At 70.1% G+C, this 23764-nt stretch carries 15 protein-coding genes and 2 pseudogenes; 8 read left to right on the forward strand and 9 right to left on the reverse strand.

The window, feature by feature from the left end; genetic code table 11:
- Window positions 1-17 precede the first annotated feature (17 nt).
- Both ACIRFL_RS20280 and ACIRFL_RS20285 read left to right on the forward strand, forming a co-directional pair.
- On the forward strand, window positions 18-1169 hold the full coding sequence (locus ACIRFL_RS20280; protein ID WP_404030142.1) for a glycine amidinotransferase: 1152 nt from the start codon (window positions 18-20) through the stop codon (window positions 1167-1169).
- Window positions 1166-2458, forward strand: coding sequence for an ATP-grasp domain-containing protein (locus ACIRFL_RS20285; RefSeq protein ID WP_404030144.1), 1293 nt, complete (start codon window positions 1166-1168; stop codon window positions 2456-2458). Before ACIRFL_RS20280 ends, ACIRFL_RS20285 begins: the two co-directional genes overlap by 4 nt.
- On the opposite strand, the gene ACIRFL_RS20290 is transcribed toward ACIRFL_RS20285, so the two are convergent.
- Window positions 2419-3441 carry a phosphotransferase family protein gene (locus tag ACIRFL_RS20290; RefSeq protein ID WP_404030146.1) on the reverse strand — a complete coding sequence of 341 codons (1023 nt, stop codon included), beginning with the start codon at window positions 3439-3441 and terminating at the stop codon, window positions 2419-2421. The genes ACIRFL_RS20285 and ACIRFL_RS20290 overlap by 40 nt on opposite strands.
- Before the next feature lie 219 nt (window positions 3442-3660).
- Between ACIRFL_RS20290 and ACIRFL_RS20295 the strand changes: the two genes are divergently transcribed.
- The 3 genes from ACIRFL_RS20295 (at window position 3661) to ACIRFL_RS20305 (ending at window position 8593) form a co-directional block, all read left to right on the forward strand.
- Window positions 3661-6705, forward strand: a complete 3045-nt coding sequence (locus ACIRFL_RS20295) for a Tn3 family transposase (protein WP_404030147.1) — start codon at window positions 3661-3663, stop codon at window positions 6703-6705.
- A 716-nt stretch (window positions 6706-7421) separates the two neighbouring features.
- Window positions 7422-8237 carry a hypothetical protein gene (locus ACIRFL_RS20300; protein WP_404030149.1) on the forward strand — a complete coding sequence of 272 codons (816 nt, stop codon included), beginning with the start codon at window positions 7422-7424 and terminating at the stop codon, window positions 8235-8237.
- 74 nt (window positions 8238-8311) lie between these two features.
- Complete coding sequence (locus ACIRFL_RS20305) at window positions 8312-8593, forward strand: hypothetical protein (RefSeq protein WP_404030150.1); 282 nt, start codon at window positions 8312-8314, stop codon at window positions 8591-8593.
- A gap of 279 nt (window positions 8594-8872) precedes the next feature.
- Here ACIRFL_RS20305 and ACIRFL_RS20310 read toward each other — a convergent pair whose 3' ends face one another.
- The 8 genes and pseudogenes from ACIRFL_RS20310 to ACIRFL_RS20345 all read right to left on the reverse strand — a co-directional run bounded on the left by ACIRFL_RS20310 (window position 8873) and on the right by ACIRFL_RS20345 (window position 21868).
- A complete protein-coding gene (locus ACIRFL_RS20310; protein ID WP_404030152.1) occupies window positions 8873-11152 on the reverse strand; it encodes a family 43 glycosylhydrolase in 2280 nt (759 codons plus the stop codon).
- Window positions 11153-11263: 111 nt separating this feature from the next.
- The gene (locus ACIRFL_RS20315; protein ID WP_404030154.1) at window positions 11264-14911 is read right to left on the reverse strand and encodes an alpha-glucuronidase family glycosyl hydrolase; all 3648 of its coding nucleotides are present in this window, start codon (window positions 14909-14911) and stop codon (window positions 11264-11266) included.
- 1110 nt (window positions 14912-16021) lie between these two features.
- Window positions 16022-16186: pseudogene (locus ACIRFL_RS20320) on the reverse strand (transcriptional regulator); the annotation flags it as partial.
- A 306-nt stretch (window positions 16187-16492) separates the two neighbouring features.
- Window positions 16493-17263, reverse strand: coding sequence for a hypothetical protein (locus ACIRFL_RS20325; RefSeq protein WP_404030156.1), 771 nt, complete (start codon window positions 17261-17263; stop codon window positions 16493-16495).
- 589 nt (window positions 17264-17852) lie between these two features.
- Window positions 17853-18761, reverse strand: coding sequence for an SDR family oxidoreductase (locus tag ACIRFL_RS20330; protein ID WP_404030158.1), 909 nt, complete (start codon window positions 18759-18761; stop codon window positions 17853-17855).
- 157 nt (window positions 18762-18918) lie between these two features.
- Window positions 18919-20020 (reverse strand): annotated as a pseudogene (locus ACIRFL_RS20335) (IS110 family transposase).
- A gap of 237 nt (window positions 20021-20257) precedes the next feature.
- The gene (locus ACIRFL_RS20340) at window positions 20258-21139 is read right to left on the reverse strand and encodes an SDR family oxidoreductase (protein WP_404030160.1); all 882 of its coding nucleotides are present in this window, start codon (window positions 21137-21139) and stop codon (window positions 20258-20260) included.
- A gap of 183 nt (window positions 21140-21322) precedes the next feature.
- Window positions 21323-21868 carry an FAD-dependent oxidoreductase gene (locus ACIRFL_RS20345; RefSeq protein WP_404030162.1) on the reverse strand — a complete coding sequence of 182 codons (546 nt, stop codon included), beginning with the start codon at window positions 21866-21868 and terminating at the stop codon, window positions 21323-21325.
- A 29-nt stretch (window positions 21869-21897) separates the two neighbouring features.
- Here ACIRFL_RS20345 and ACIRFL_RS20350 point away from each other — a divergent pair, with 29 nt between their 5' ends.
- The 3 genes from ACIRFL_RS20350 to ACIRFL_RS20360 are packed head-to-tail and all read left to right on the forward strand — an operon-like array spanning window position 21898 to window position 23762.
- Window positions 21898-22155 (forward strand): hypothetical protein, encoded by a 258-nt coding sequence (locus ACIRFL_RS20350; RefSeq protein ID WP_404030164.1) that lies wholly within the window; start codon window positions 21898-21900, stop codon window positions 22153-22155.
- Entirely contained in the window at window positions 22121-22708 is a 588-nt protein-coding gene (locus tag ACIRFL_RS20355) for an SDR family NAD(P)-dependent oxidoreductase (protein ID WP_404030166.1), read from the forward strand. The genes ACIRFL_RS20350 and ACIRFL_RS20355 overlap by 35 nt, the downstream gene beginning before the upstream one ends.
- Before the next feature lie 55 nt (window positions 22709-22763).
- The gene (locus tag ACIRFL_RS20360) at window positions 22764-23762 is read left to right on the forward strand and encodes a quinone oxidoreductase family protein (RefSeq protein ID WP_404030168.1); all 999 of its coding nucleotides are present in this window, start codon (window positions 22764-22766) and stop codon (window positions 23760-23762) included.
- Window positions 23763-23764: the final 2 nt, after the last annotated feature.

Below are 23764 nucleotides of genomic sequence, written 5' to 3' on the forward strand. Positions count from 1 at the left end.
ATCCGAGAGGAACGCCCATGCCCCGCCTGAACAGTCACGACGACTTCACCCCGCTCAAGGAGGTCATCGTCGGGTCCGCCGCCAACTACGTGGGACACGACCGTGACGTCAGCTTCGAGCTGTTCCACCACGAGAACCTGAAGGGCTTCCGGTCGGACTGGGCCTACCCGCGCCTGACCCGGGCGGCGGCCGGCCACCGGGAGAGCTGGACCATCAAGGCGCGGTACGCCGAGGAGCTGCACGAGGACGTCGAGGCCCTCGCGACCACGCTCGCCGGGCTCGGCATCGCCGTGCACCGGCCGCTACCGCTGCCGCCCGACGCGACTCCGATCGCGGGCCTGGGCTGGGAGGCGGCACCGACCCCGGCACTGAACGTCCGCGACAACACGCTGATCCTCGGCGACGAGATCATTGAGACGCCGCCCGCGATCCGCTCCCGCTACCTGGAGACCCGCCTGCTCGCCCCGGTCTTCACCGCCTACTGGGAGGCCGGCGCGCGGTGGACGACGATGCCTCGTCCCACCCTCACCGACAACAGCTTCGACCTGTCGTACGCGCGGGACACCGCGACCACCCTGGGCGGGCCGACCGAGGCCATCGACGACCCGCAGGCGAGCCCGTACGACGTCGGTGTGGAGATGATGCTGGACGGCGCGCAGGTGCTGCGGCTGGGCCGCGACCTGGTCGTCAACGTCGCGCAGGAGAACCACACCCGGGGCGCGGAGTGGCTTCAGCGGCACCTCGGCCACCAGTACCGCGTCCACCGGGTGTGGCGGATGGCGGACAACCACATCGACTCGATGGTCCTCGCCCTGAAGCCGGGGGTCTTCCTGGCCCGGCACGACGGCATCCGGGACCTGATGCCCGAGCCGCTGCGCTCGTGGAAGTTCGTCGTGCCGCCGGAGCCCGATGCGGGCGCGTTCCCGGTGTACGACGACTACGAAGACCTGGTCCTCACCAGCCCCTACATCGACCTCAACGTGTTCTCCGTCGACGAGAACACGGTGCTGGTCAACGAGGAGTGCACCGGTCTGGCCAAGCTGCTGGAGGCCGAGGGCTTCGACGTGGTGTCCGTACGGCACCGGCACCGGAGGTTGTTCGGGGGCGGGTTCCACTGCTTCACCCTGGACACGCACCGCACCGGCGGCTTCGAGGACTACCTGTCGTGACCCTCCCGGGCGTGCTGCTGCTGGACGCGGCCGGCCCCGAAGCGGGCGCCCTCGTCACGGCGGCCGCCGCCCGCGGCCACCAGGTCCACGCCGCGACCACCGCCGCGGCGTACGAGGGCTACGGGCTGGAGCTGAAGGGCCTGCTGGCCGGGCGGGTCGTCACCGATTTCGATCGGCCCGGCCGGGCTGTCGACGAGATCGCCGCGTATGCCCGCCGCCGCGGTGTCGGCGCGGTGCTGACCGTCAACGAGTACCTGACCGAGCTCGCTGCGCGTCTCTGCGCCGAGCTGGGGGTACCCGGCAACGATCCGGGCCGGGCACACGCGGCCCGGGACAAGGCCGCCATGGCCGAGGCGTTCGCGGCGGCCGGGGTGCGCACGCCGTACACGGTCCTCGTCCGGGACTCGGCCGGGCTGCGGGCCGCGCTGGCGGACCCGCGGTTGGGCTTCCCGTGTGTCATCAAGCCGGTGTCAGGGGCGGGCTCCGCGGGCGTCACGGTGGTGAGCGGCCTGGCCGGTGCCGCCGTGGCCGCCGACGCCGCCCGCGCGGTGGCCGGCATGTACGGAAGCGGCGGCGACCCAGGAGTCTTGATCCAGGCGTATGCCGCCGGGACGGAGTACAGCGTCGAGTCCTTCACCCAGGACGGCACCACGACGCACCTCGCCGTCACCCGCAAGCAGGTGACCGGCGGCGCAAGCCGGGTCGAGACCGGGCACAGCCTCCCCGTCGGCCTGCCCCCGACCATCGAGGCGGCCGTGTACCGGCAAGTGGGCGCGGCGATCGGCGCGGTGGGTATCCGGCACGGGGCCTCGCACACCGAGGTCATCGTCGCTGCGGACGGGCGGTGCACGATCATCGAGATCGGCGCCCGCCTTGCCGCCGGGCAGATCGGGGTCCTGATCCAGCACGCCCTGGGCATCGACGTCTGGGCGGCCCTGCTCGACGTCGCTCTCGGCCGCCCGGCCGGGCTCGCACCCACCGCCCGCGGATACGCGACCGTGCGGTTCGTGACCAGCCCGCGCGCCGGACGGCTGACGTCGCTCTGCGGGCTCCCGACGGTGGGGCCGGGCGTGCCGTTCGTCCGCTGGCGGGCGGCGCTCGGCGGCCCCGTCCACGCGCCGGACGCCAACGGCCACCGGCTGGGGTCGTTCGTGGTCACCGGCCCGGACGCCGTCGAGGTCGAGGAGCGGGCCGACGCGCTCCTGCGGCAGACCCGTATCCACGTCGAGCCGTACCCGAACGGGCCCGGTCAGGTCAGGCCGGCAAGTACCTCGGCCATCGCGCCGTAGCTCTCGCGGACCGCGTCCGTCTTGGCCAGCCGGTGGCGCTCAAGGCGGATCGCGCTCAGGTGCCGGGCCTCGTAGACCTGTGCCCGCCACACCGCGGCGGGCGAGCGGTCCAGGGCGCCGTAGGACTCCCAGAACGCTTCGCGCTCGTCCGCCTTGGCCGTTGCCATGCGGATGGTCCAGTCAGCGGCGGGGTCACCGAACCATGTGCGGTCGAAGTCCAGGACGCCGGTGATCACCGGCTCGGGGGCCGTCGGGTCCATCAGGGCGTTGACGGTCCACAGGTCCCCGGTCAGCAGCCTGGGTTCGGTGACCTCGTCGAGCACGGCGCTCTCGTGCGCGGCCACCGCGGCGACCTTCCGCACGTCGGCCGCGTCCAGGCCGGCGCCGTCCAGGTCGGCGGCGATCTCCTCCAGCGACGCGATCACCGCCTCGCCCCACGTGGCGTACCCCGGGCCGCCCACGGGCCCGAAGTGCGGGCCGCGCACGTCGTGCACGGAGCGGGTGATGGCGCCCATCTGCCGGAAGAACGCCGGCCACGCGGCACGCGGATACGTTCCCAGGTGCTCCGGTGCAGGGATGCCGTCCAGGTGGGTCTGGATCATCCAGTCCCGGCCGATCACCTCGTGCGACCAGTCTGCGGCCAGCACCTGCGGCATCAGCGGCGCGATCACCGCCAGCCACGGCACGCTCGCGAACTCGTTGCGCATCAGGTGGCGCTCACTGCGGAACTGGCGGGTCTCTGGCGGCGCGACCCGCAGGATCACCGGCCGGGCCTGGTCGGCCAGGGCGACGCGGTAGACATTGTTGTACATCCCCGTACCCAGCTCGACAGCGGACACGAGCGTGGCGGCGTCCCCGAAGGCCCGTCGGCAGACCTTCCCGATCTCCTCCGCGGTTAGTGACTGCTGAAACGCCTCCGAGGCGCGCTCAACCGGCTGGAAGTCCATGCCGCCCAGGATGCCCGCCCGAAGGCTGTTCGTCACATACACCGCGTACGACGCTACGGCGGAAACGCATCCGTCCTGGTGACACGGCCCATGGCCCAAGGCCCGCTCACTCCCGGCCCCGGGCGGGCCAATCGCCCCTCTACCAGGCCCGCCCGCCGCGCGGGGCACTTCGCCGATACCCGCGCCCGCCGTACAGCGGCGCCTCTACCGTCCAGCCCGACAGGTGATCACGGGGGCGGGCGAAAGGGCTGAGCAGTGGGGCGGGATCTGGGTCTGGACGGGGTGGTGGACCACTTCACCCTGTCCGAAGACGAGACGGGCTGGTTATGGAACAAGACCGGCGCCACGAGGCTGGGCTTCGCCGTCCAGCTCAAGTTTTTGACCTGGCGCGGCCGGTTCCCCAGGATGCGCCTGGAGCTCCCGCCCGACGCGGTCGAGCACGTCGCCAAGCAGGTCGGCGTCGCCGCGTCCGAGCTGAGTTTCTATGACTTCGCCTCCCGCGCCGCGAAGCGGCACCGCAGCGAGCTGCGGGATCTGACCGGCTGGCACGAGTGCACCAAGACCGACCTGGTCAAGCTCGTCTCGCACCTGGTGGACGTGATCTGGCACGACGAACGCCGCGAGGAGCAGGTGCGGGCCGAACTGCTGCGACAGATGCGCGTGGACCTGATCGAACCGCCGACCGCGGCCCAGATCACCACGATCATCCGGTCCGCGCTGCACCAGGCCGACGAACGGGCCGTTGCCGAGGTCGCCGCACGGCTCGCGCGCGTGGAGGACTGTCCCCGCCGGCTGGACGCGCTGGTCTTCACCGACCCGACCGGCGAGGCCACCGAACAGGGCGACGGGGCAGCGGCGGACGGCGAGGCTCCAGAAGAGGACGAAGACGATACGGAGTCGGTGCTCTCCGACATCAAGTCCCATCCGGGCAACGTCAGCCTCAACTCACTGCTGGACGAGATCAAGAAGCTCAAGCAGGTCCGTGCCGTCGGCGTCCCGGCCAAGGCATTCACCGGCATCGGCGTGCAGGTCGTGGGCGCCTGGCGGGCCCGCGCGTCGGCCGCCTCCCCGAGCCACCTGCGGCGCTTCGACGATCCCGTACGGCACGTCCTGCTGGCCGCGCTGCTGTTCCAGCGCCAGCGGGAGATCACCGACACCCTGGTGGAGCTGCTCAACTCCACCGTGCACCGCATCAACGCGCGGGCGGAGAAGAAGGTGACCGAGGCGTTCGTCGCCGAGTTCACCAAGGTCCGCGGCAAGTCCGGCCTCCTCGGGAAGATCGCCGCCGCATCCCTCGGCGCCCCCGACGGCTCGGTCCGCTCCGTCGTCTACCCGGCGGCCGGCGGGGAGAAGACCCTCAAGGACCTCGTCGCCGAGATGAAGGCCACCAACGCGGAGTTCGCCCGCAACAAGCGGGAGGTGTTCAAGTCCTCCTACTCCAACCACTACCGCAGCGGCCTGATGAAGCTCCTCGAAGTGCTGGACTTCTGCTCCTCCAACGACCAGCACAAGCCCGTCATGGACGCCCTGAAGCTGATCGAGCGGCACAAGGACTCCTCCACCACCTACCTCCCGCTCGGCGAGACCATCCCGCTCGACGGCGTCGTACGCAAGGACTGGATGGAGTTCGCGATCTTCACCCCCGACAAGGGGCCCAAGCGCGTCATGCGCACCGTCTACGAGGCGTGCGTCTTCCAGGCCCTGCGCGAGAGGCTGCGCTGCAAGGAGATCTGGGTGACCGGCGCCGACAAGTGGCGCAACCCCGACGACGACCTGCCCGACGACTTCGAGACCCGTCGCGCGGAGTACTACGACAAGCTCAACAAGCCGCGCGACGGCAAGGTCTTCACCGCCCAGCTGAAGGCCGAGATGCGCGCCGAGCTCGGCGCCCTGGACACCAAGCTCCCGAAGCTCCCATGGGTCACGATCAGCGGCAAGAACCGCAACGGCGCGATCAAGTTCACCGAGCCCGAGCCGCAAAAAGAGCCCAAGAACCTGCGCAAGCTCAAAAGGGCGATCCGCAAGAAGTGGGGCACCGGCGCCCTCATCGACATCCTCAAAGAGGCCGCCCTGCGCACCGGGATGCTCAAGGCCCTCGCGCCGGTCGGCACCCGGGAGTCGATCGACGAGGCGAAGCTCCTGGAACGCCTGCTCCTGATCGCGTACGCGTACGGCACCAACTCCGGGATCAGCTCGGTCGCCGCCGGCGCCCACGGGCACAGCGAGGAAGACCTGCGCTACACCGCGCGCCGCTACCTGACCGCCGTCGGCCTCAAGGCCGCCGGTGTCGAGATCGCCAACGCCACCTTCGCCGCCCGCTCCGAGGCGGTCTGGGGGCAGGGCACCACCACCGTCGCCTCGGACTCCACGCACTTCAAAGCGTGGGACCGCAACATCTTCACCGAGTGGCACTCCCGGTACGGGGGCCGCGGCGTGCTCGTGTACTGGCACATCGAAAAAGGGTCGATGGCTATTCACAGCCAGCTTCTGAACTGCACGGCCTCGGAGGTCGCCGCCGCGATCGAGGGCATGATGCGGCACGCCACCACGATGCAGGCCGAGGGCAACTACGTCGACTCGCACGGCCAGTCGGAAATCGGGTTCGGACTCACCAGGCTCCTGGGCTACGACCTGCTGCCCCGCATCAAGCAGATCAACAAGGTCAAGCTGTACCGGCCCGGCTGGGAGGACGAGGACAGCTACGAGCGCCTGGACGACGCGATGACCCGCCCGATCCGCTGGGACGTCATCGAGAACAACTACGACCAGCTCATCAAGTACGCCACCGCGATCCGGGCCGGCACCGCCTCCACCGAGGCCATCCTGCGCCGCTTCACCCGCACCGCCTCCCACCCCGTCTACCAGGCCATGCTCGAAGTCGGCCGCGCCCAGAAGACCATCTTCGTCGCCCGCTACCTGCGCGACCGCGACCTCCAGCGCGAGATCCAGGAGGGCCTCAACGTCGTCGAGGGCTGGAACGGCGCCAACGACATCATCTTCTTCGGCAAGAGCGGCGAACTCAGCAGCAACCGCCGTGACCAGCAGGAACTATCCGTCCTCGCGCTCCATCTCCTCCAGACCGCACTCGTCTTCGTCAACACCCTGATGATCCAGGACATGCTCACCGACCCCGAGTGGGCGAACCTCCTGACCGACGAGGACAAACGCGCCCTGACCCCGCTGTTCTGGATGCACATCCAGCCCTACGGCGAGGTACGGCTGAACATGGGCAGCCGCCTCCAGCTCGCCCACCCCGTACCCCAGGAGCCGGACCCCGAGCCGGAGCCCGCCGCGGCCTGATGCGATGTCAGTGCCCCGCGCCACACTGGCCTCCTCGCCGACCAGCAGGGGGCCAGCGTGGCGTTCAGGGCCGTACACGCCGAGTGGGGAACCGTCTTCGCACACCTGCCCGACCTCGGATGCGGACGCAGCTGGGAAGCGGTCTGGAAAACCCGGCCACCCGCCCCGCTGACCTGCGACGAGTGCCGACATCCGATGCACGCGAAGACCTCCCGCAGCGGCTTACGGTTCTTCGCCCACGCCCCCGGCGCCCCCACCTGCGCGCTGGGTCTGGAGTCCGTCGCCCACCACCTGCTGAAGCTGGAACTGGCGAACGCGGCCCGGGACGCCGGCGCCCACGCGGAACTCGAAGCCCCCGGCCCCGACGGCGCCTGGCGAGCCGACGTCCTGGCCACCGACCCCGCCGGAACCTGGAAGACGGCCCTCGAAGCCCAGCTCGCACCGATCACCAGCGTCGACATCACCGCCCGCACCGAAAAGATGACCGCCGACGGCGTCACCTCGATCTGGTTCAGCGACCGGCCCCGCCCGCCCTGGCTCGGCACCGTTCCCTCCGTCCGCCTGGAGCGGCCCGAGGGGACCAAACACCTGGCCGTCGCCGAAGGGCTCGTGAAGTTCACCGGCCGCGGCTGGAGTGTCGTTCCGGCGTCCCTCATCCAGTTCCTCACCTGGGTATTCGCCCACCGCATCGTCACGCACACACACCGCGGAGTCCGATGTACTACCCGCAGCGGGCGCTCGCCACGGTGTGGACCGCGCCGCAGTACATCGCCGCCGAGGACACCCACCTCGTCGAGGAAGAACGCCGACAGCGCGAATACGAAACCCGCATGGCCGCGCTAAGAGCGGCCCAGGAGAAGAAGCGGGACGAGATCCGCGCCAAGAACGCCGTCTCCCGCGCGAAGGCCCTGGCCGAGGCCACGGAAGCTGAGCAAGCCGCCCGTGCCGCCCTGACGGGGAGACTGCGAGAGGTCGCCATCCGCTTCCGCCCCGGCATCGACCTGGCCCTGGCGAAACTCGCCGACGAGCACGGCATCACCGCGACCGTGGGCTTCAGCACCGGCGACCCCCGGTACGCCGGCGGTGTGCCCCTCGTCGACGAGAACGGCGTCACGGCCGCCGTCTTCGACCCGGACCCCGGGCGGGTCCGCGGCCACGCCTTCCGGCTCCTGGCCGGCCTCCTCCTGATCTTCCCCAGCCAGACCAGCAGGCGGCGCTTCGAGAAAGCCACGAAGCGCACCAAGCACAAGCCGATCGACGGCTATCAGACCGACTTCGTCGACGCCCCGCCCTCCGGCCCCGCCAGATCCCGCCCGCGCATCTCGTCGAGCCCGCCCACCTGCACCTGCACCACCCCGCAGCTCGTCGCGAGAATCCAAAACGCCGAGTACCCCGCCGAGCCCAGCGATCAGATGGGCCCCGCTGCCGCCCTCTTCCGGCCCCAGTGCCGTGCGTGCGGCGGCAAGTACGAGAAGCCGTGGCGCCGGACCGGCAGCACACCCATCAACCGGACAGGCCGCCCAGAGACGTGAAAACCCGCCCAGGAACCTACTGGCGGGTTACTTGTCACCTGGTTCGGCGCTCGTTAACGGCACCCCCCATAGCCATGGTCTATCTCCAGATCACCCTGCGCGTGGACCCGGCCGACCGCCCCGCGGCGGCGGCCGTCTACGAAAAGTACAAGCAGCCGTTCCTCGGCACCGTCGACGGTGCCACCGGTAAGGAACTCCTCGTCCGGGGCGAAGACGTGCAGGTGCTCCACGGTTTCCGGTCCGCGGCGGACGCGCGGGCGTACCTGGACAGCGAACTGTTCACCAAGGACGTCGTGGGAGAACTCGCTCCCCTGCTGCGGGCAGAGCCCGACATACGCCTCTACGACACCGTCTGAGGCCACGGCACGACACGTTTCCTCCTCCCCCACCCGAACTGAGGAGCTTTCCGCGGATGGGGGGCGGCCAGCACTTGGTGTCTCGCGAGGGTGAGGCCAGTGCCGGGTGTCGCATAGCAGGGCTTGCCAGGCCTGGGGCAACCACAGGTCGGGGGCGCTCTGTTCGGTGTCCGCGGTCAGCTCCACCCGCGAGAACGCTTCCGAAGGCCGGTCAGGGCAGCGAGGATGGACCGCGGCTACCGGCAACGGGCCTGCCCGGCCGCGTGGGCCCCAGGCGGGTCAGCGGTAGAAGCGGACGTAGTCGAACTCGGCGGTCAACCCCTCGCCGGCCAGGGAGACAAGGCCGATGCGCGGGTCGTCGCCGGCCGGCAGGTGCCAGACGCCGCCCCAGATGTACTTCTTCCCGTCGCGGCTGGTCGCCGCCTGATACATGTGCTCTCCTGTCTTCGGGTTGACGGTGTGTCGCATGCGCAGCCACATGGTGTCGGCCGAGGGGCCGATCTGCATCTCGGGCCACGAGTCCCGGTCGCGGCCGATCCACAGGAACACCTGGCGAGTCGGTCCGGTGCGGGTCGGTGCGAGGTGGATGGAGTCCTCCGGGCTGAGGAAGGCGATGATCCCGGCCTGGCTCCGGCCGTCGGGGGCGTCGGTGATCGGCAGGTGCAGCTTGGTCTCCACCGTGTAGGTCCCCTTCGGAGCCGCACGGAGCAGGGCGGAGGCCATCGTTGCTCTGCCGGAGAAGTCGGCGTCCTGGGTGGGCCACACATACTTTCCGCCGGCCACCTTTCCGTCGGGCGGCCCGAACCACTCCCAGCCGTCCAGGCTGTCGTCGGTGAAGTCCTCACGGAGGGACGTCAGCTCCTTGCCGGTCCTCGGCTCGGGCTTCTTCCTCGTCACCGGAGTGAAGAGCCTGGTGACCCCGACGTTGTCGACCTCGCCCGAGCCGTGGCTGGACGCTGCGCCGCCCCTGTCCCATGTGTCGGGGACGTCCACATCGATCTCGGCGAGGGGCATCCTCAGCATCGCCGAGCTGATCTCCACCCGCGCTCGGCCGTCGTGGATCTCGGCGTTCAGCGAGTGCCAGGTCCTCATATCGGCATCGTTGTGCAGTCGCCGCGTCCAGGTGTTCCGCACCTTGCCGCCCCGGGTCAGCTCGACCGTCAGGGCCCTGTCGGATCCGACCCAGGCGATCAGGTGGTCGGTGGCGCCCCGGGAGGCCAGGACCAGTCCGACACGCCCGCGGTCGTCACGCACCCGCACGTCGCTCTCCAGCCGCACGTCGCCCTTCGGGGCATGGTTCGGCAGCAGCAGCTGAGGGGCGGAGCCGTCGCCGGCGGCTCGCGCGTAGCGGCCCGAGTCCGAGTCGACGCCTGTCTTCCAGACGCCGGTTCCCAGGGTCCGGAAGCCTCCGAGTCCGGACCCGAAGCCACTGCCGGCGTCCCACTGCGCGACCGGCGCGGTCTGGGTGCCCTCGCTGGTCCAGGCACCGGCGCGCACGGTCGGCCATCCGTCGATCCAGTCGAGGCGGTCCATCACCGTGGGGCGTCCGCCCCAGCCGGGGTCCTTCTCGAAACGATCGAAGCCGTTGGTGAGTATCCATTCCTGACCGGACTTGTCCACCACGTCGGCCGAGTGCCCGGTGGCCACCCACCTGTTGCCGTTGGGCGAGTTGACGATCGTCCCGCCCGGATGCAGGTCGGCCAGGCCCACGCCCTCGGCGTCGACGAACGGCCCCATCGGACTCTTCGACCGGCCGACGTACACCGGGTACGCGCCCTTGTCCCGGGCGCAGCAGCCGAGCCCGGAGTAGAACAGGTAGTACCAGCCGTCGCGCTTCGCCACGTACGCCGCCTCGCCGCGACGTGCGCCGACCACCTGCACCGGTTCGCCGGCCGGCGCCGTGCCCTCGGCGTTGAGCCGTACGGCCTGGATGCCGCCGTCGCGGAACGAGCCGTAGTAGAGGTACTTCTCCCCGCCGGTGTCGACGAACACCGCCGGGTCGATCTGGTTGACCTTCTTGCCGTACGGCAGGACCGGGCGGCCGATGTCCGTCCACGGTCCGGCGGGGTGGTCGGCGGTGGCCAGGGCGATGGTGTTGTCGTCGTTGCCGGCCACCGAGTAGTACAGGTAGTACTTGCCGTTGATGTACCGTATGTCGGGCGCCCAGTAGTAGGTGCTTTCGAAGTCGCGCCACTGCGGGTGGTTGTCCGGACCGAACACGTCCCCGATGTAGGTCCAGTGGACCAGGTCGGACGAGCGGGTGATCGGCATGAAGTGCTGTGACTCCCACGGTCCGCCGGCGTTCTGCCTGGTCATGAACGTTTGAGTCGCGTAGGCGTACCAGTAGCCGTCCTTCCCGCGGATGATCGACGGGTCGGAGTAGGCGTCGGCGATGTCGTCCATGATGTGGTTCGTGTACGTCCCGGGACGGTCCCCGGGGTCGGCAGTGGCCGGCAGCGCGCCGAAACCGGTCACGCCGATCGCCACGACCGTCGCAGCCAGCCGCACGGCCCGTCTGCGTACTGTTCCGGTCTGCGTAGTCGTCTTGGAACGTGCCATGTGTCGTGGTCTCCTTCTCCGGGTCGGGCCGCCCACGGCAGCCGTGCGGCGGTGAGCGTGGGGCGGGTGTCCGGGTGTGCTGGTGCGCGCGTGTGCGGTCGTGAGACGCGGTCAGTCGACCACCAGCGCGCCGATCCGCCACAGGCCGTTCAACTTCGAGCCGGTGATGTCCAGTTCGGCGGCGCGGCCGGACGCCCCGCCGTCCAGCTCGAAGGCGAACCAGACGAAGGTGCGCGCCGGCAAGGTGGCGTCGCCGGAGCTGCCCAGGACGGTGCCGTTCTCCGAGACGGTGGTGATCGCGGACTCGGCGGCCATGTCCCCGCTCAGGACCCACACGGTGTGCTTGCCTGCCGGCACGCGCAGACGGATCGCACAGTCCTTGATCTTCTGGGTGACGAAGTCGCGCCGCAGCACGTCGCCGGTGCCTCGGTCGCGCGGCTCGGGGCGCCCCTTGGTCCAGCCGAAGCCGCGCTCGTCGTCGTACCGGTCGCCGGGAGTGAGCCGGGTCCAGCCGGGCACCAGGGGGCTTCCGTCCGGCCCCGCGTCGAGCGCCAGCACGACGTCGTCGGCGTGCGGGGCGGTCACCACCGGCACCGACCGGCCGCGCTCGATCTCCTCGTTGCCGCTGTCGACCCGGATGCCTACGGTGGCGAAGCCGGGCTTCGGGTCCGGGGTGGCGGTGACCGTCAACTCCGCGTCCGTGCCCGCCTTGACGATGACGGTGCCCGACGTCGTCTCCCAGCTGCCCGGGGCGGCGAGTTCGGCGGTGACCTCGCGGTCCGTACCGCCCGTGTTGCGCACCAGCAGCGTGACCTCGTTGGGCCGTCCGGTCCACCAGACCTGTTCCGTGGTCGCCTTCATCACCAGCAGGGACGGCTTCGGCAGCGACTCGTCCGGAAGGGCCAGCGCGTTCAGTCGCCAGGGCCCTCCCTCGCCGGTGAAGGTCAGGTCCTGGGTCCGGTCCGAAGCGCCGCCGTCCAGCGGCAGCTCCAGCCAGGTGAAGGTGCCGCCGGGCTGCCTGGGGCTGGTGGCGACCGTCCTGCCGTCCACCACGATCCTGGTCGGCGAGGCCGTCGCATCGGTGTCGCCGACGAGCGCGTACGCGGTGTGCCGGCCGGCCGGTACGGCGATGCGCAGCACCCGGGAGCGGTCGTTGTAGAGCATGTCGCGGATCAGCGGTTCACCGCCGCGATCGCGTCCGGTGGGCCTGTCCCCCACCCAGCCGAAGCCGGCCTGCGGGGACCAGGCGGACGACGGCTTCAGCGGGGTGTAACCGGGCATCGACGCACCGCCGTCCGGTCCCGCGTTCAGGGCCAGTCGGCAGCGGGCACCGTCGGGGGCGACCACGAGGTCCGGGATCGCCCCGTCCAGGCGGGTGAGCTTCGGTGACACCTCGAAGTCGGACGGTGCGACGGTGCCGACCAGCGGTGGGGCGACCGGCAGTTCGAGTTCGGCGGTTCGGGCGCCGGCGGCCTCGCCGATGGCGGCCGCGGAGGTCCACTGCCCGTTCGGCGGGCGCAGTCGCACACGCAGTTGATGCGTGTCCTGGGAAGCGTTGGTGATGTCGACCGGCAGGAGGTTCGCCCTGCCGCCGAGCAGCACGCGCCGTCGCCCGAGGGCGACCTGAAACCATGTGCGCCGCTCGTCGACGCGCCGGCTGTAGTCGAAATAGAAGCCGACGACGACGTCCCGCCACAGTCGGGCGTGTTCCAGCTGTGCTGTGAAGGCTGCCTCGATGTCGTCGTGGCGCTGCCCGTCGACCCGCCCGGCGAGTGAGCGCCAGGCGAGCAGGAACCGCTCGGCCTGATCAACGCCTCGGAAGTGGGTGTCGTAGATGTGCTGGATGACGGTTGAGCCGGAGCGAAGGCGGTGGTCGTAGCGGACCCAGTTCAGGAACAGCAGCAGCTCGTCCGGGCATGTCTCCAGGGATTCGTAGACGTCCTGCCAGGGCTTCGGGTACTGCCCGGCGAAGCCGCTGCCGGTGGCCGCGGTGCGGTCGAAACCGGTGCCCTCGGCGGTGGTGTGGTGCGACTGGAAGAGCGTCGCCCGCGGATTCGGCTCGAAGTGGTCGCCGCCGGGGTTGGTGAAGTACCCCACTCCGAGCGGAGAGGAGTACGCCTCGTACGTCTCCCGGGAACCGGCCAGGATGCCGACGACGACCCGGGTGACCTGCGCGTCGGTACCGAAGGTCATACGCACCCATTCCTCGGCGAGCTCCCGGGGGTCGGCGTCGGTGTCCCAGCACATGCGGCCGAAGGCGTAGGTGTTGGCCGCGCCCAGCTGATAGCCGGTCCAGTCGCGGTCGTCGCCGAAGTTGCTGACGCCGGCGATGCCGGTGGACGGCTGGCGCAGCGAACCCTCCGCGAGGATCTCGGCCACGGTCGGCCCGCGGTCCGGTCCCTGTGTCGGGAAACTCAGGACCTCGCGCCACATGGGCGCCAGATAGCAGGTGTGCACCGCGTGGCCGGTGTACTCCTGGGTCAGTTGGAGCTCGACCATCTGGTGGGTGCGGCGCATCCGGCCGAACAGCGGGTGCACCGGCTCACGGACCTGGAAGTCGATCGGTCCGTACTTCGTCTGCAGGACGACGTTGTCGTCGAAGGCGCCGTCCAAGGGCGCGAAGGTCCGGTACTGGTACTCCGCCCAGTCACTGAAGTCCTCGTGCACGAAGCTGCGCCAGACGATCTTCCCGCCGTGCGGGCGGACCGCCCTGGCCAGCATGTTGGCGCCCTCGGCATGGGTACGGCCGTAGTCGAGCGGACCGGGCCGGCCTTCGGAGTTCGCTTTGACCAGAAAGCCGCCGAACCCGTCCAGCTTCGAGAAGATCTCGCCGGCCTTCGCGCTCCACCATTGCCGCACGCGAGGGTCGGCGGGGTCAGCCGTCCTGATCGGATCCTCGTCGTCGGCCGTCAGCACGAGTGGGCTTGCGTAGTCGACCGAGATCCACAGGGAGATGCCCCACGAGTGGAAGAGAGCTGCCAGCGGCGCCAGTTTGTCCAGCATGCCGCTGGTGATGAAGTCCGCGTCGGCGTTGACGTTGTTGATCACCGAGGCGTTGATCCCGATGGAGGCCATTGCCCGCGCGTAGTCGACGTGCCGGGCGGAGATCACCGGCAGATCGTCCCAGCCGAAGATCGTCGTGCCGGCATATCCGCGCTCGATCGTGCCGTCCCGGTTGTCCCAGTGGTTCATCATCCGCAACCCGACGGACGGGTTCTGCCGGGTCGACACCTTCGACAGCGATGTATGCAGCTGTAACAGTCGGATGAAGTGGAACACTCCGCTGAGAACGGCGCGTTCGGAGTGACCGATGATGAAGATCCGCCGACGCCCGTCGCGTGCTCCCACCGACTTGATCACGAAGCCCTGCTCACGGAGCCGGAAGTCCCGCTGCTGGTCCACGTGGGAGCGCAGCAGCGACGAGTCCTGCACCCGGCCGACGATGATCGCCGCTTTCGAGGCGCGGGCATCGGCGAGCGGATTGCCGGTGAGTCCCTCGACGGCCCGCCGCAGTTCGCCCTCGGCGTTCTCCAGCACCGGACCGTCGCCGTGACGGGCGATGCTCGTCAGACTCCGCCGGTACTCCTCAAGGCGGTCGGGATCGGCCACGAGCGGGTAGCGCAGCCACAGTTCGTAGCCGTCCTCGTCGACGAGCCGCGCGGCCGAGGCGGCAGCAGTGCTCCACGGGGCGGCCGCCGCGGCGAACGCCAGAGCCGAGGCCTGCAGCAGGCGTCTACGCCCGATTTGATACCGCGTCATCGCAGTGGACCCCCTCCATCGGTCGTTACAACGTTTACCGCGGCGGCCACCATGGCGTCGTACCGCCGCCAAGTCAACGGCACGTGCAGCAATTCGTTGTGTTGCCCAAGCGTGGGCCCTTGTCTCCCGCCGCCGGTTCCGACCCCCTGACCGCGAGGAGGAATGCCCGGCCACCAGGAGCGATCCGTGAAGCCCCGGACGTACGCGAGGAGTTGGGACCGGGCGGGACTGATCAGGCAGACGGTCGCCCGTCCCGACGCCTTGGACGCCGAAGGGTTGACGCCCCGAGAAAGCGCTTGCTACAACGTTGCAACAGGGTGACAGCATCCGGTGTGGGTCGGCGACCCCTGTCTGCCTCCACGAAAGGGGCCGTATGCCTGGCACCGCCGCGCGCTCCCCTGCCGCCGCAGTGCGCGTGGTACCGACGCGCGCCCCGTCCCGGGCCGACCACGGCCCGTCGCACGCCCTGACCGGCTCCGGCCCGGTCCCTGCGGCCGACCACTGTGATGGAGCGTGACATGTCCGGTGTTCCCAGCCGCCGTACGCGGGTGACGGATGGACGGGGGCCGGGTGAACCGCAGCCACCCCGAGCTTGCTCGACGTGACCTGGGGCCCGGCCGGACTCGGTACCTGCGTACAGACGACCTCGGCGGCGCAACTCGCCCTGTACGCGGTGTTCTTCAGTCCGCTGCCGATGCCGGCCGACACCCCCAGAACACCACTCCCACCCGGGATACGCCTGTGGCACTGGCCGTTTTGACAATGCCGATGAAGGCGGCGTTCACGATGCCGACGAACGCTGACGACGACGCCCCCGCCGGCTGGTGTTCCGGCGGGGGCGTCGTCGGTGAGGTGTCGCACGGCCGGTCACCGCGACGGGCAACCGCCGACGCGGCATCGCCCCCAACCCGCCGGCTGGCCTGCGCCGGCTCGACCGTAAGCCTTCTTGGAGGTCGGGTCCCCCGGAGTCGAAGGTGCGTACAGGGTGCGCCGCAGCGGGACGTCATGGGACGTCACGGCCCCGACGGTCCTCGGCCTTCGGCCGGAAGAAGCGGCGGTACCCGTCGAACTTCGCGGCCACGACGCCCGCAGGTCGTCCGGGGGAACGGCTGCCGCGCTGACACCGGCCAGCTGGGCCAGTTCCTCACGCCGCAACCCCGGCACCCGCCGCCGGTCGCCGTAGTCCGGCAACCCCACGTCTGCCGGCTTCAACTGTGCCCGGCGCCGGGACAGGAACTCGCCGAGGAGGGATTTGCCGTGCGTTGTCTCGTCCATGCGACCGAGTATGGACAGGCTCTCTCCGTCTAGCCTGCCCCTGCGAGTAACAGGCGCGACGCCGCGGAGCACGTGGCGAGTGAGACCTCATGGGAATCGCCGCGGCGCGTGCCACCGGTGCGAGACAGCGCCGGTCCTCGCCCACGGCGCGACCGTGCCCGTCGTCCGCGAAGTGCCCTGAGCCTGTGCGTCGTGACGTTGCGGGTCACGGGTCTGGTGCGCGTGAGGTCCGGGACGCTCGCCCTGGTCCATGCGTTCCTCGTGGCTCGCCGGCGCCCATGGCGCTGTGACGAGCGACGAAACCACCTAGTGCGAGACGTTGTCCCACGCGTCGCCCAGCCAGCTCTCGTGGCTTTCCTCCAGCGCGACCAGGGCGGCCATCAGCCGCTCGTCCCACCAGTCCGCTAGGAGGGAGAGCTGGAACTCGTAGCCGCCGTCGTGCCAGTCAAGGACGATCTCGCCGTCGATCCGCCACTTCGTGCGCCGCGGTGTCCGCGCCGCGGCGCCACCCCCGACGATGCTCAGGAAGGCGAGGATCAGCTGCACGGGCCAGATCAGCCACCACACGACCCACCAGAAGGGATGCCCCTTGTGGCCCACGGCGGCTGGGCGGCCGGTCTGCTGTACGGTCCAGCGAGTCCTGGCCCGCCCGCCCCTCGCGGCCGGTTCGCGGACGATCGAGCCGAGCGGCGCCTCGGACTCGTCCACCACGTCGTAAGTCGCCGGGCGGCCCTTGGACGCCGTCCTGGTGACCACCGTCGCCAGCTTCCGCTCCCGGTGAGGGTCGGCCCACAGGACGATGGAGCGGCTGCCCTGCTTACGTACCTTCCGGTACTCGTCCAGCCCGCCCGGGGGCAGCGGCCGCTCCAGGTGGGCGACGGTCCGTACGAGGTCGGTCCCATCGGGCGCCCGGCTGGCCTCCCACATCCGTATCTCGCAGGACAAGGCGCCGTTCTGCGGCTCGCTCCCCTGGTCCTGGTCCTGGTCCTTGTCCGCCGTGTGCCCGGGCTGGGTCAGGGCGGCCTCCGTCGCCGGGGGCCGCTCGCCCGAATCCCCCAGCCACATCATTCGCCCCATGAGACGCCTCACCTTTGTCCACAACAGCCGTAACGCGATGGCCGGGACCCTATCGGGCCCCGCAGACTCGACGGCCTGCGGGCGGGCCGAGCGGTGTCGCTCGGATCTTCGCGGGTACGGGCCGGTACCGTGCGAGCGTTGTGCAGGCCGTTGTTTGGAACTCCCGACGAATTGCGAGGTCCTTCAGTCCTGGTCACCGCTGTGGTCCTCGGCACGCCCCACGACGTTGCTGTCCGCAGTGCCTACGATCGAACGCCCGCGCTGGGGACGGCAGTCGTCTTGCCCGGGACGTTCCAGGCGGCGGCCGTCGCCACGTATGCCGGGACCGTCCGTCCGGGGTGACCGGCGCGCGCCGTTTGGTGTTGCTGAGGGTGCTGTGATGCGAAGTTCACCTTCGGCCGCGTGAGCACGTGGCGCGGCTTGACGTGCACAACCAGCGGCATGTCCTTCTCACGCGGCACGAGGAAGTCCGGGGACGTGTCGGCGCCGGTGCCCGCCCACAGGGGGCGAGAGGAAGAACGGCTGGGCGAAGACGGCGAGACGTTGGCATCCGTCGTCGCCCGGACCAGGTTCTCGTTGGTCGTCCCGTCTATCGGGGGTCTTTGTCATCGCTCGATGTCGTGACGTTGCCGGGCCGGTCGACGGGCTGGCGGAAGTCGTCGGCATGGTCGACGGCCCACTGGGCGTAGGTGTGCGCCGGCCGGCCGGTGATTTTCTCGGCGATGACGGAGGTCAGGGCCGGGACGCCGTTGGCGGCGGCCCACTGGCTCACGATCGCCTCGGCCACGACCGGATGCATTGTTCTGGCGACTTCCGCGCGGGCCTGCTCGTCGGAGATGTGCTCGATCCGGATGGGCCGGTCGATGGCCTTGCCGATGTGCTCGACCTGGCGTTGCAGGGTCAGGGACTCGGCCCCGTAGATGGTGTAGGTCTGGTGCGAGTGACCCGGTTCGGTCAGGGCGGTCACCGCGAGCGCCGCGATGTCCTTCTCGTGCACCGGTGCCGACTGTGCCAGCGGATAGGGAAGGCGGACGACGTTGTCGTTCCGGATCGATTCCGCCCACCAGGTGCGGGTGTTGGTGGCGAAAGTCCCCGGCCTGAGGAACGTCCAGTCCATACCGGACCGTTGGACGGCCTGCTCGATCGTGCGGTTCAGGCGGGGGACCGGGTGGTGGCCGGCATCGGGGTCCAGGACCGACACCGACGAGAGGAGAACCACCTGCCGGATCCCCGCGGCGGTGGCCGTGGCGACTACCTTCTCGATGTCGTAGGGCTTTTGGGGGTCGAGCATGCCGTAGAGGAACATCTTGTCGGCGCCCTCAAGCGTTGCGGGCAGCGTCTCGGGACGTTCCAGGTCGGCGGCGACGGCTTCCAGTTCGGGCGTCCGGCCTGCGGCTGGGGTTCTGCTGACCGCTCTGACCTGTTCGCCGGCGGCCAGCAGGCCGTCAGCCACGTGACGGCCCACGTTGCCGCGAGCGCCGAAGACAACTACCACCATGACGGGACCTCCTGTTGGTTGTGGATGTGATCATGTGGGGATCGAGCGGGTCGATCCGGAGTGGCGTACGAGAGGGTGCTGCTGCGCTGCCGGTGGGGGCGCCGGCAGCGGGTCTGCCTGCCTTCCGCGCTGGTCAGACACCCCATGTCGTTTGGTGTCAAGCTGCATGGGGTGCGGGGTGTGCGTGGTGTGACCAGGCGGTCGCTTCGTCGTAGGGGGTTCGGGTCTTGAGGCAGCCGTGGAGGATGCCGACGAGGCGGTTGCCGACCTGTCGGAGGGCGGGGTTGTAGCCGGCCTCGCGGGCGCGCTGCTTGTCGTAGTAGCGGCGGGCGCCGGGTGAGGCGTTCAGGGCGGAGAACGCCTGGCGTTGCAGGGCGTCACTCGGCGAGCACCCGGGCGCCGGTGATCACCCCGATGCCGGGCATCGAGAGGTAGATCTCAGCGTCCGGGTGCGCGAGAAAATGTATCTTCACCTGGGCTTCCAGGTCGGCTATCTGCTCGTTCAGGGCGATCACCAGCCTCGCGTGGGCGGTGGTGGCGGCCGCGTAGGCGGCGGTGACGGGTTCGGGCAGGCCAAGGTGCTGTTCGCGCAGCGCGGTCTGGATCGTGGCGGCCTTCGCGCTCCGGTGGTGCCTGCGGTGCCGGGCCAGGACGGCTGTGATCTGGGGTCGGGTCAGTCTCGCCGCTGTGGCGGGTGTGGGCGCCTTGAGCAGCAGTTCCAGCGCGTCCGTGCTGGTCAGTTCCAGGTCTGCGTAGGCGTTCAGGGCTGCGGGGAAGTACTCGCGCAGCGTGTTGCGCAGCCGCTGGAAGGTACGGGTGCGTTCCCAGACGAGGGTCTGGTGAGCACGAGCGACGACCTTGACAGCCTGGGCCTGTCCGCTGTCGCCGGCGACGGGCCGCAGCTGGTCGCGGTCGATGCGGACCATGTCGGCCAGCGCGTGGGCATCACCCTTGTCGCTCTTGGCACCGGAGGTGCCGTACCGCTCCTTGAACCGCGCGGCCTGCCGCGGGTTGATCGCGTACACCTGGTAGCCGGAGGCGAGCAGGGCCTGAACCCACGGGCCGCGGTCGGTCTCGATGCCGACGATCACGTCGCCGGGGCCGAGCTCGTCGCCGCCGTGCTTCGCGACGAGTTCGTGGAGCTTGGTGATGCCCTCCACGCCCTCGGGCAGTCTTGCGGTGGCCAGCTTGCGGCCGGCCGCGTCCTGGACCTCGACATCGTGGTGGTCCTCGGCCCAGTCGTCGCCGATCAGTAGCAACTTGCCTCCCCAGTCAGGTAGTTGACCTCTCATGCAACCTGCGGAAGACGCGGCACGCTCCCTAATGGATCCAGTGCTCACGCTCTGCTCGGCGGGCACGCCACCCCATCAGCGGTCTGGCCTTCCGGACGACCAGCGGGGGCACGGTCTGACCACAGAAGTCGGATGCTTCCGGGCTGGTGAGTGCTCACCTGCTGGCGGCTACGGCACCGAGTCTCTCTGACCCGGCAGCTCCCATTAGGGCTGGATGTTCGCCAGGTCGTGCAGAAGGCTGGGGTGCCTGGGCTGCCAGCCGAGTGCCTGGCGGGTGTGGGTGCTGGAGGCGGGCTGGTCGGTCGCGAAGATCGGGCCGAGGGGGCCGTAGGTGTCGACCGGGACCGACTCGACGGGCAGGCCGAGGCGTCGGCCGATGACCGCGGCGATGTCCCGTACCTGGTCTCCTTCGTCGGCCACGGCGTGCCAGGAGGTACCGGGTTCGGCCTGTTCCAGGGCGAGCCGGAAGAGGACTGCCGCGTCGAGTGCGTGCACGGCCGGCCAGCGCTGTGTGCCGTCGCCCGGGTAGCCGGACACTCCGGTCCGGCGTGCGATGCCGGTCAGCAGTCCGGCGAACCCGCCCGTGCCCCGGTGGTGCACGGTGCGGGGCATGCGTACGGCCGTGCTGCGGACCCCGCGCGAGGCCAGGCCCAGGACCGCCGTGACCGCGCGGCCGCGGCCTCCGACCGGCCCGTCGGTCGGCAGCGGGTCGGCCTCGGTGGAGGCGCGGCCCGGCACCCAGGGCGTACCCGAGACGGTGACGAAGGGGCGGTCGCTGCCGACAAGCTCCTCGCCGAGGGCCGCGAGGGCGGCGCTTTCCTCGGCGACCGCCCTGGCGAGGGCGTCGGGGCTGCTGAAGTCGTTGCCGAAGGCGAGATGGATCACCCCGTCGGTCCGGGCGACGCCGGCGCGGAGGACGTCGAGGTCGGTGAGGGCGCCCCGGAGCGGTTCGGCGCCGGCTGCCTCGGCGGCCTGCGCGGAGGCGTCGGAGCGGGCGAGCGCGAGGACGGTGTGGCCGTGGCCGAGGAGTTCGGCGACGACGGCGGATCCGATCAGGCCGGTGCCGCCGGTGACGAAGACGTGCATGGAAGTACTCCCGCAAGTGATGGGACTCTTGTCCCATCACTGTAGCGGAGTGATGGGACAAGAGTCCCATCACCTGGGGTGGCGACCGTGTCGCTCAGGCCCGTACCGGACGAGCGGTGTCGCCGGCCCGGCCGATCCGGCCGGCACCATTCGTCAGCGGGCCGTTCGCGCCCGCCTCCCAGGTCAGTAGCCAGCGGTGAGTTGTACCGCGGCGGCCAGGTAGCCCGTTGCCGTTGCCGCCACCATGGACGGCGGGACGGACGTGGCCGCGTCTCCGGCCGCGTACAGTCCAAGAACCCCGGTTCGGCACATCGCGTCGACCTTGATCGCCTCGACGCTGAGCATCTCGTCCGGTTCGGTCAGGCTCGCTCCTAGGTCATGGGCCAGCGAGGAACGCTGACGGAGAGTCGTCTTGACCAGCAGGGCACCGATGGAGAGTTCGCCGCCGTCGGCGAACGCCGCAGCCCGCAACTCGTCACCCGGCCCCTCGAAGCCACTGATCATTCGCTCGTCCAGGCCCACCCCGCCGGCGGCCAACTGCTCACGCTGCTGGTCGGTCAACTCGGTTCCGTTCGTCAGCAGCGTGATCCGGTCGCTCCATGCACGGAGGTTCAGTGCGCCGTGCACACCGACCGCGCCGCCGGCGAGAACGCCCATGGGGCGGTTCCTGACCTCCCAGCCGTGGCAGAACGGACAGTGGAAAACCGATTTGCCCCAGCGCTCGTCCATTCCGGGCAGGGGCCCGCTACCGGGCCCGGGTGCGCACGGTGCTGCGCTCGTCGTACTCCAACCACTGGCGGCGGATGCTCTCGCCGCTGCTGAACGCCCTGGACCTGAGGTGCAACAACACCGCCTACCGGCCGGTGATGGACGCCATCGACCTGCTCAAGCGGTATCTGGACCAGCCCATCGCCAAGGAGGGCGCGTTCTTCGACGAGGCGGAGAAGATCCCGCTGGGCGGGGTCGTGCGCGAGGAGCGCGGTGGCCGGAGACATCGTCGACGAGCAGACCATTGATGACCTGACTGCCCAACTCTTGGACGCCTACGGCACGGTGGACGGCCTGGTGAACAACGCCGGCATCGTCTTCTCCAAGCCGCTGCTGGAGCACACCGTCGAGGACTTCGACAAGGTGATGCACATCAACACCCTGTCCTGCCTGGTCACCGCCAAGCGCGTCGTCCCGGAGATGGTCAAGGCCGGCGGCGGCTCCGTCGTCAACGTCTCCTCCATCGGCGCCCTCGCCGCGCTGCCCAACATCGGCATCTACTGCGCGTCCAAGGCCGCCGTCCTCGGCCTGACCCGCTCGCTCGCGATGGAGTACGCGCCCCACAACGTCCGGGCGAAGATCCTGTGCCCGGGCCTGGTCGACACCCAGATGGCGGCCGAGCACCAGAAGAGCTTCTCCAGCCCCCAGGAGGCCATCGACGCGCTCGCCGGCCGGCAGATGCTCAAGCGGTACGCACAGCCGCAGGAGATCGCCGAGGTCATCGTCTTCCTGATCAGCAAGGAAGCCTCCTTCATGACCGGCGCCGTCGTCCCGGTCGAAGCCGGATGGACCGCCTGGTGACCCAGGCCGCACCGGCCGGTCCCGCACTGAACGATTCCGAAAGGAGGAAGCTGCAATGGCTGACTCTCCCCGCACGACAGACATCCGCGCGATGGTCGTCAACAACCACGGCGGCCCGGACGCCCTCACCGCTCAGGAAGTCCATCTGAAGGCTCCCGGCCCCGGCGAGGTCCTGGTCCGCCTGGCCGCGGCGGGCGTCAACTTCGTGGACATCTACATGCGCCGCGGCCTGAAGCCGGTGCCGCTGCCCTTCACGCCCGGCCTGGAAGGAGCCGGCCTGGTGGAGGCCATCGGCGCCGGCGTGAGCAACGTCCAGCCAGGTGACCGCGTCGCCTACGCCCAGCAGATCGGCGCCTACGCCGAGGCCACCCTCGTCCCGGCCGACAGCCTGATCCCCCTGCCCGACGACGTGTCCTTCGAGCAGGGCGCCGCGTTCCCCCTGCAGGGCATGACCGCCCACTACCTGATCCACGAGTTCCGCAAGCCGTCCGAAGGCGACGTGGTCCTCGTCCACGCCGCAGCCGGAGGCGTGGGCCTGTTCCTGGTGCAGTGGGCCCGACACCTCGGCGCCCGCGTCATCGGAACCGTGTCCACCCAGGAGAAGGCGGAAGCGGTCCGCCAGGCGGGCGCCCACGACGTCATCCTCTACACCGAACAGGATTTCGCCGAGGAAACCCTGCGCCTGACCGACGGGCACGGCGCCGACCTCATCATCGACGGCGTCGCTGCGAGCACCTTCGCTGGAAACCTCAAGGCCGCCGCGCTGCGCGGACACATCGTGATCTTCGGGGCGGCCAGCGGACCCGCCGAACCCATCTCGCCCAACGTGCTCATGGAACGCTCGCTGTCGCTGTCCGGCGACGACCTGTGGCACTTCATGGAAACCCGCGAGGAGATGCTCCACCGCGCCGGCGCGGTGATGGACGGCATCGAGAACGGCTGGCTGACGCCCCGCATCTCCCGCGTCCTTCCCCTGGCCGATGCCGCCGAGGCCCACCGGCTGCTGGAAGACCGCCAGACCATCGGCAAGGTCCTCCTCTCCACGGGCACCTGACC

Origin of the sequence: Streptomyces sp. NPDC102462 (assembly GCF_044765425.1) — a bacterium.
In the GTDB taxonomy this organism is placed as follows: domain Bacteria; phylum Actinomycetota; class Actinomycetes; order Streptomycetales; family Streptomycetaceae; genus Streptomyces.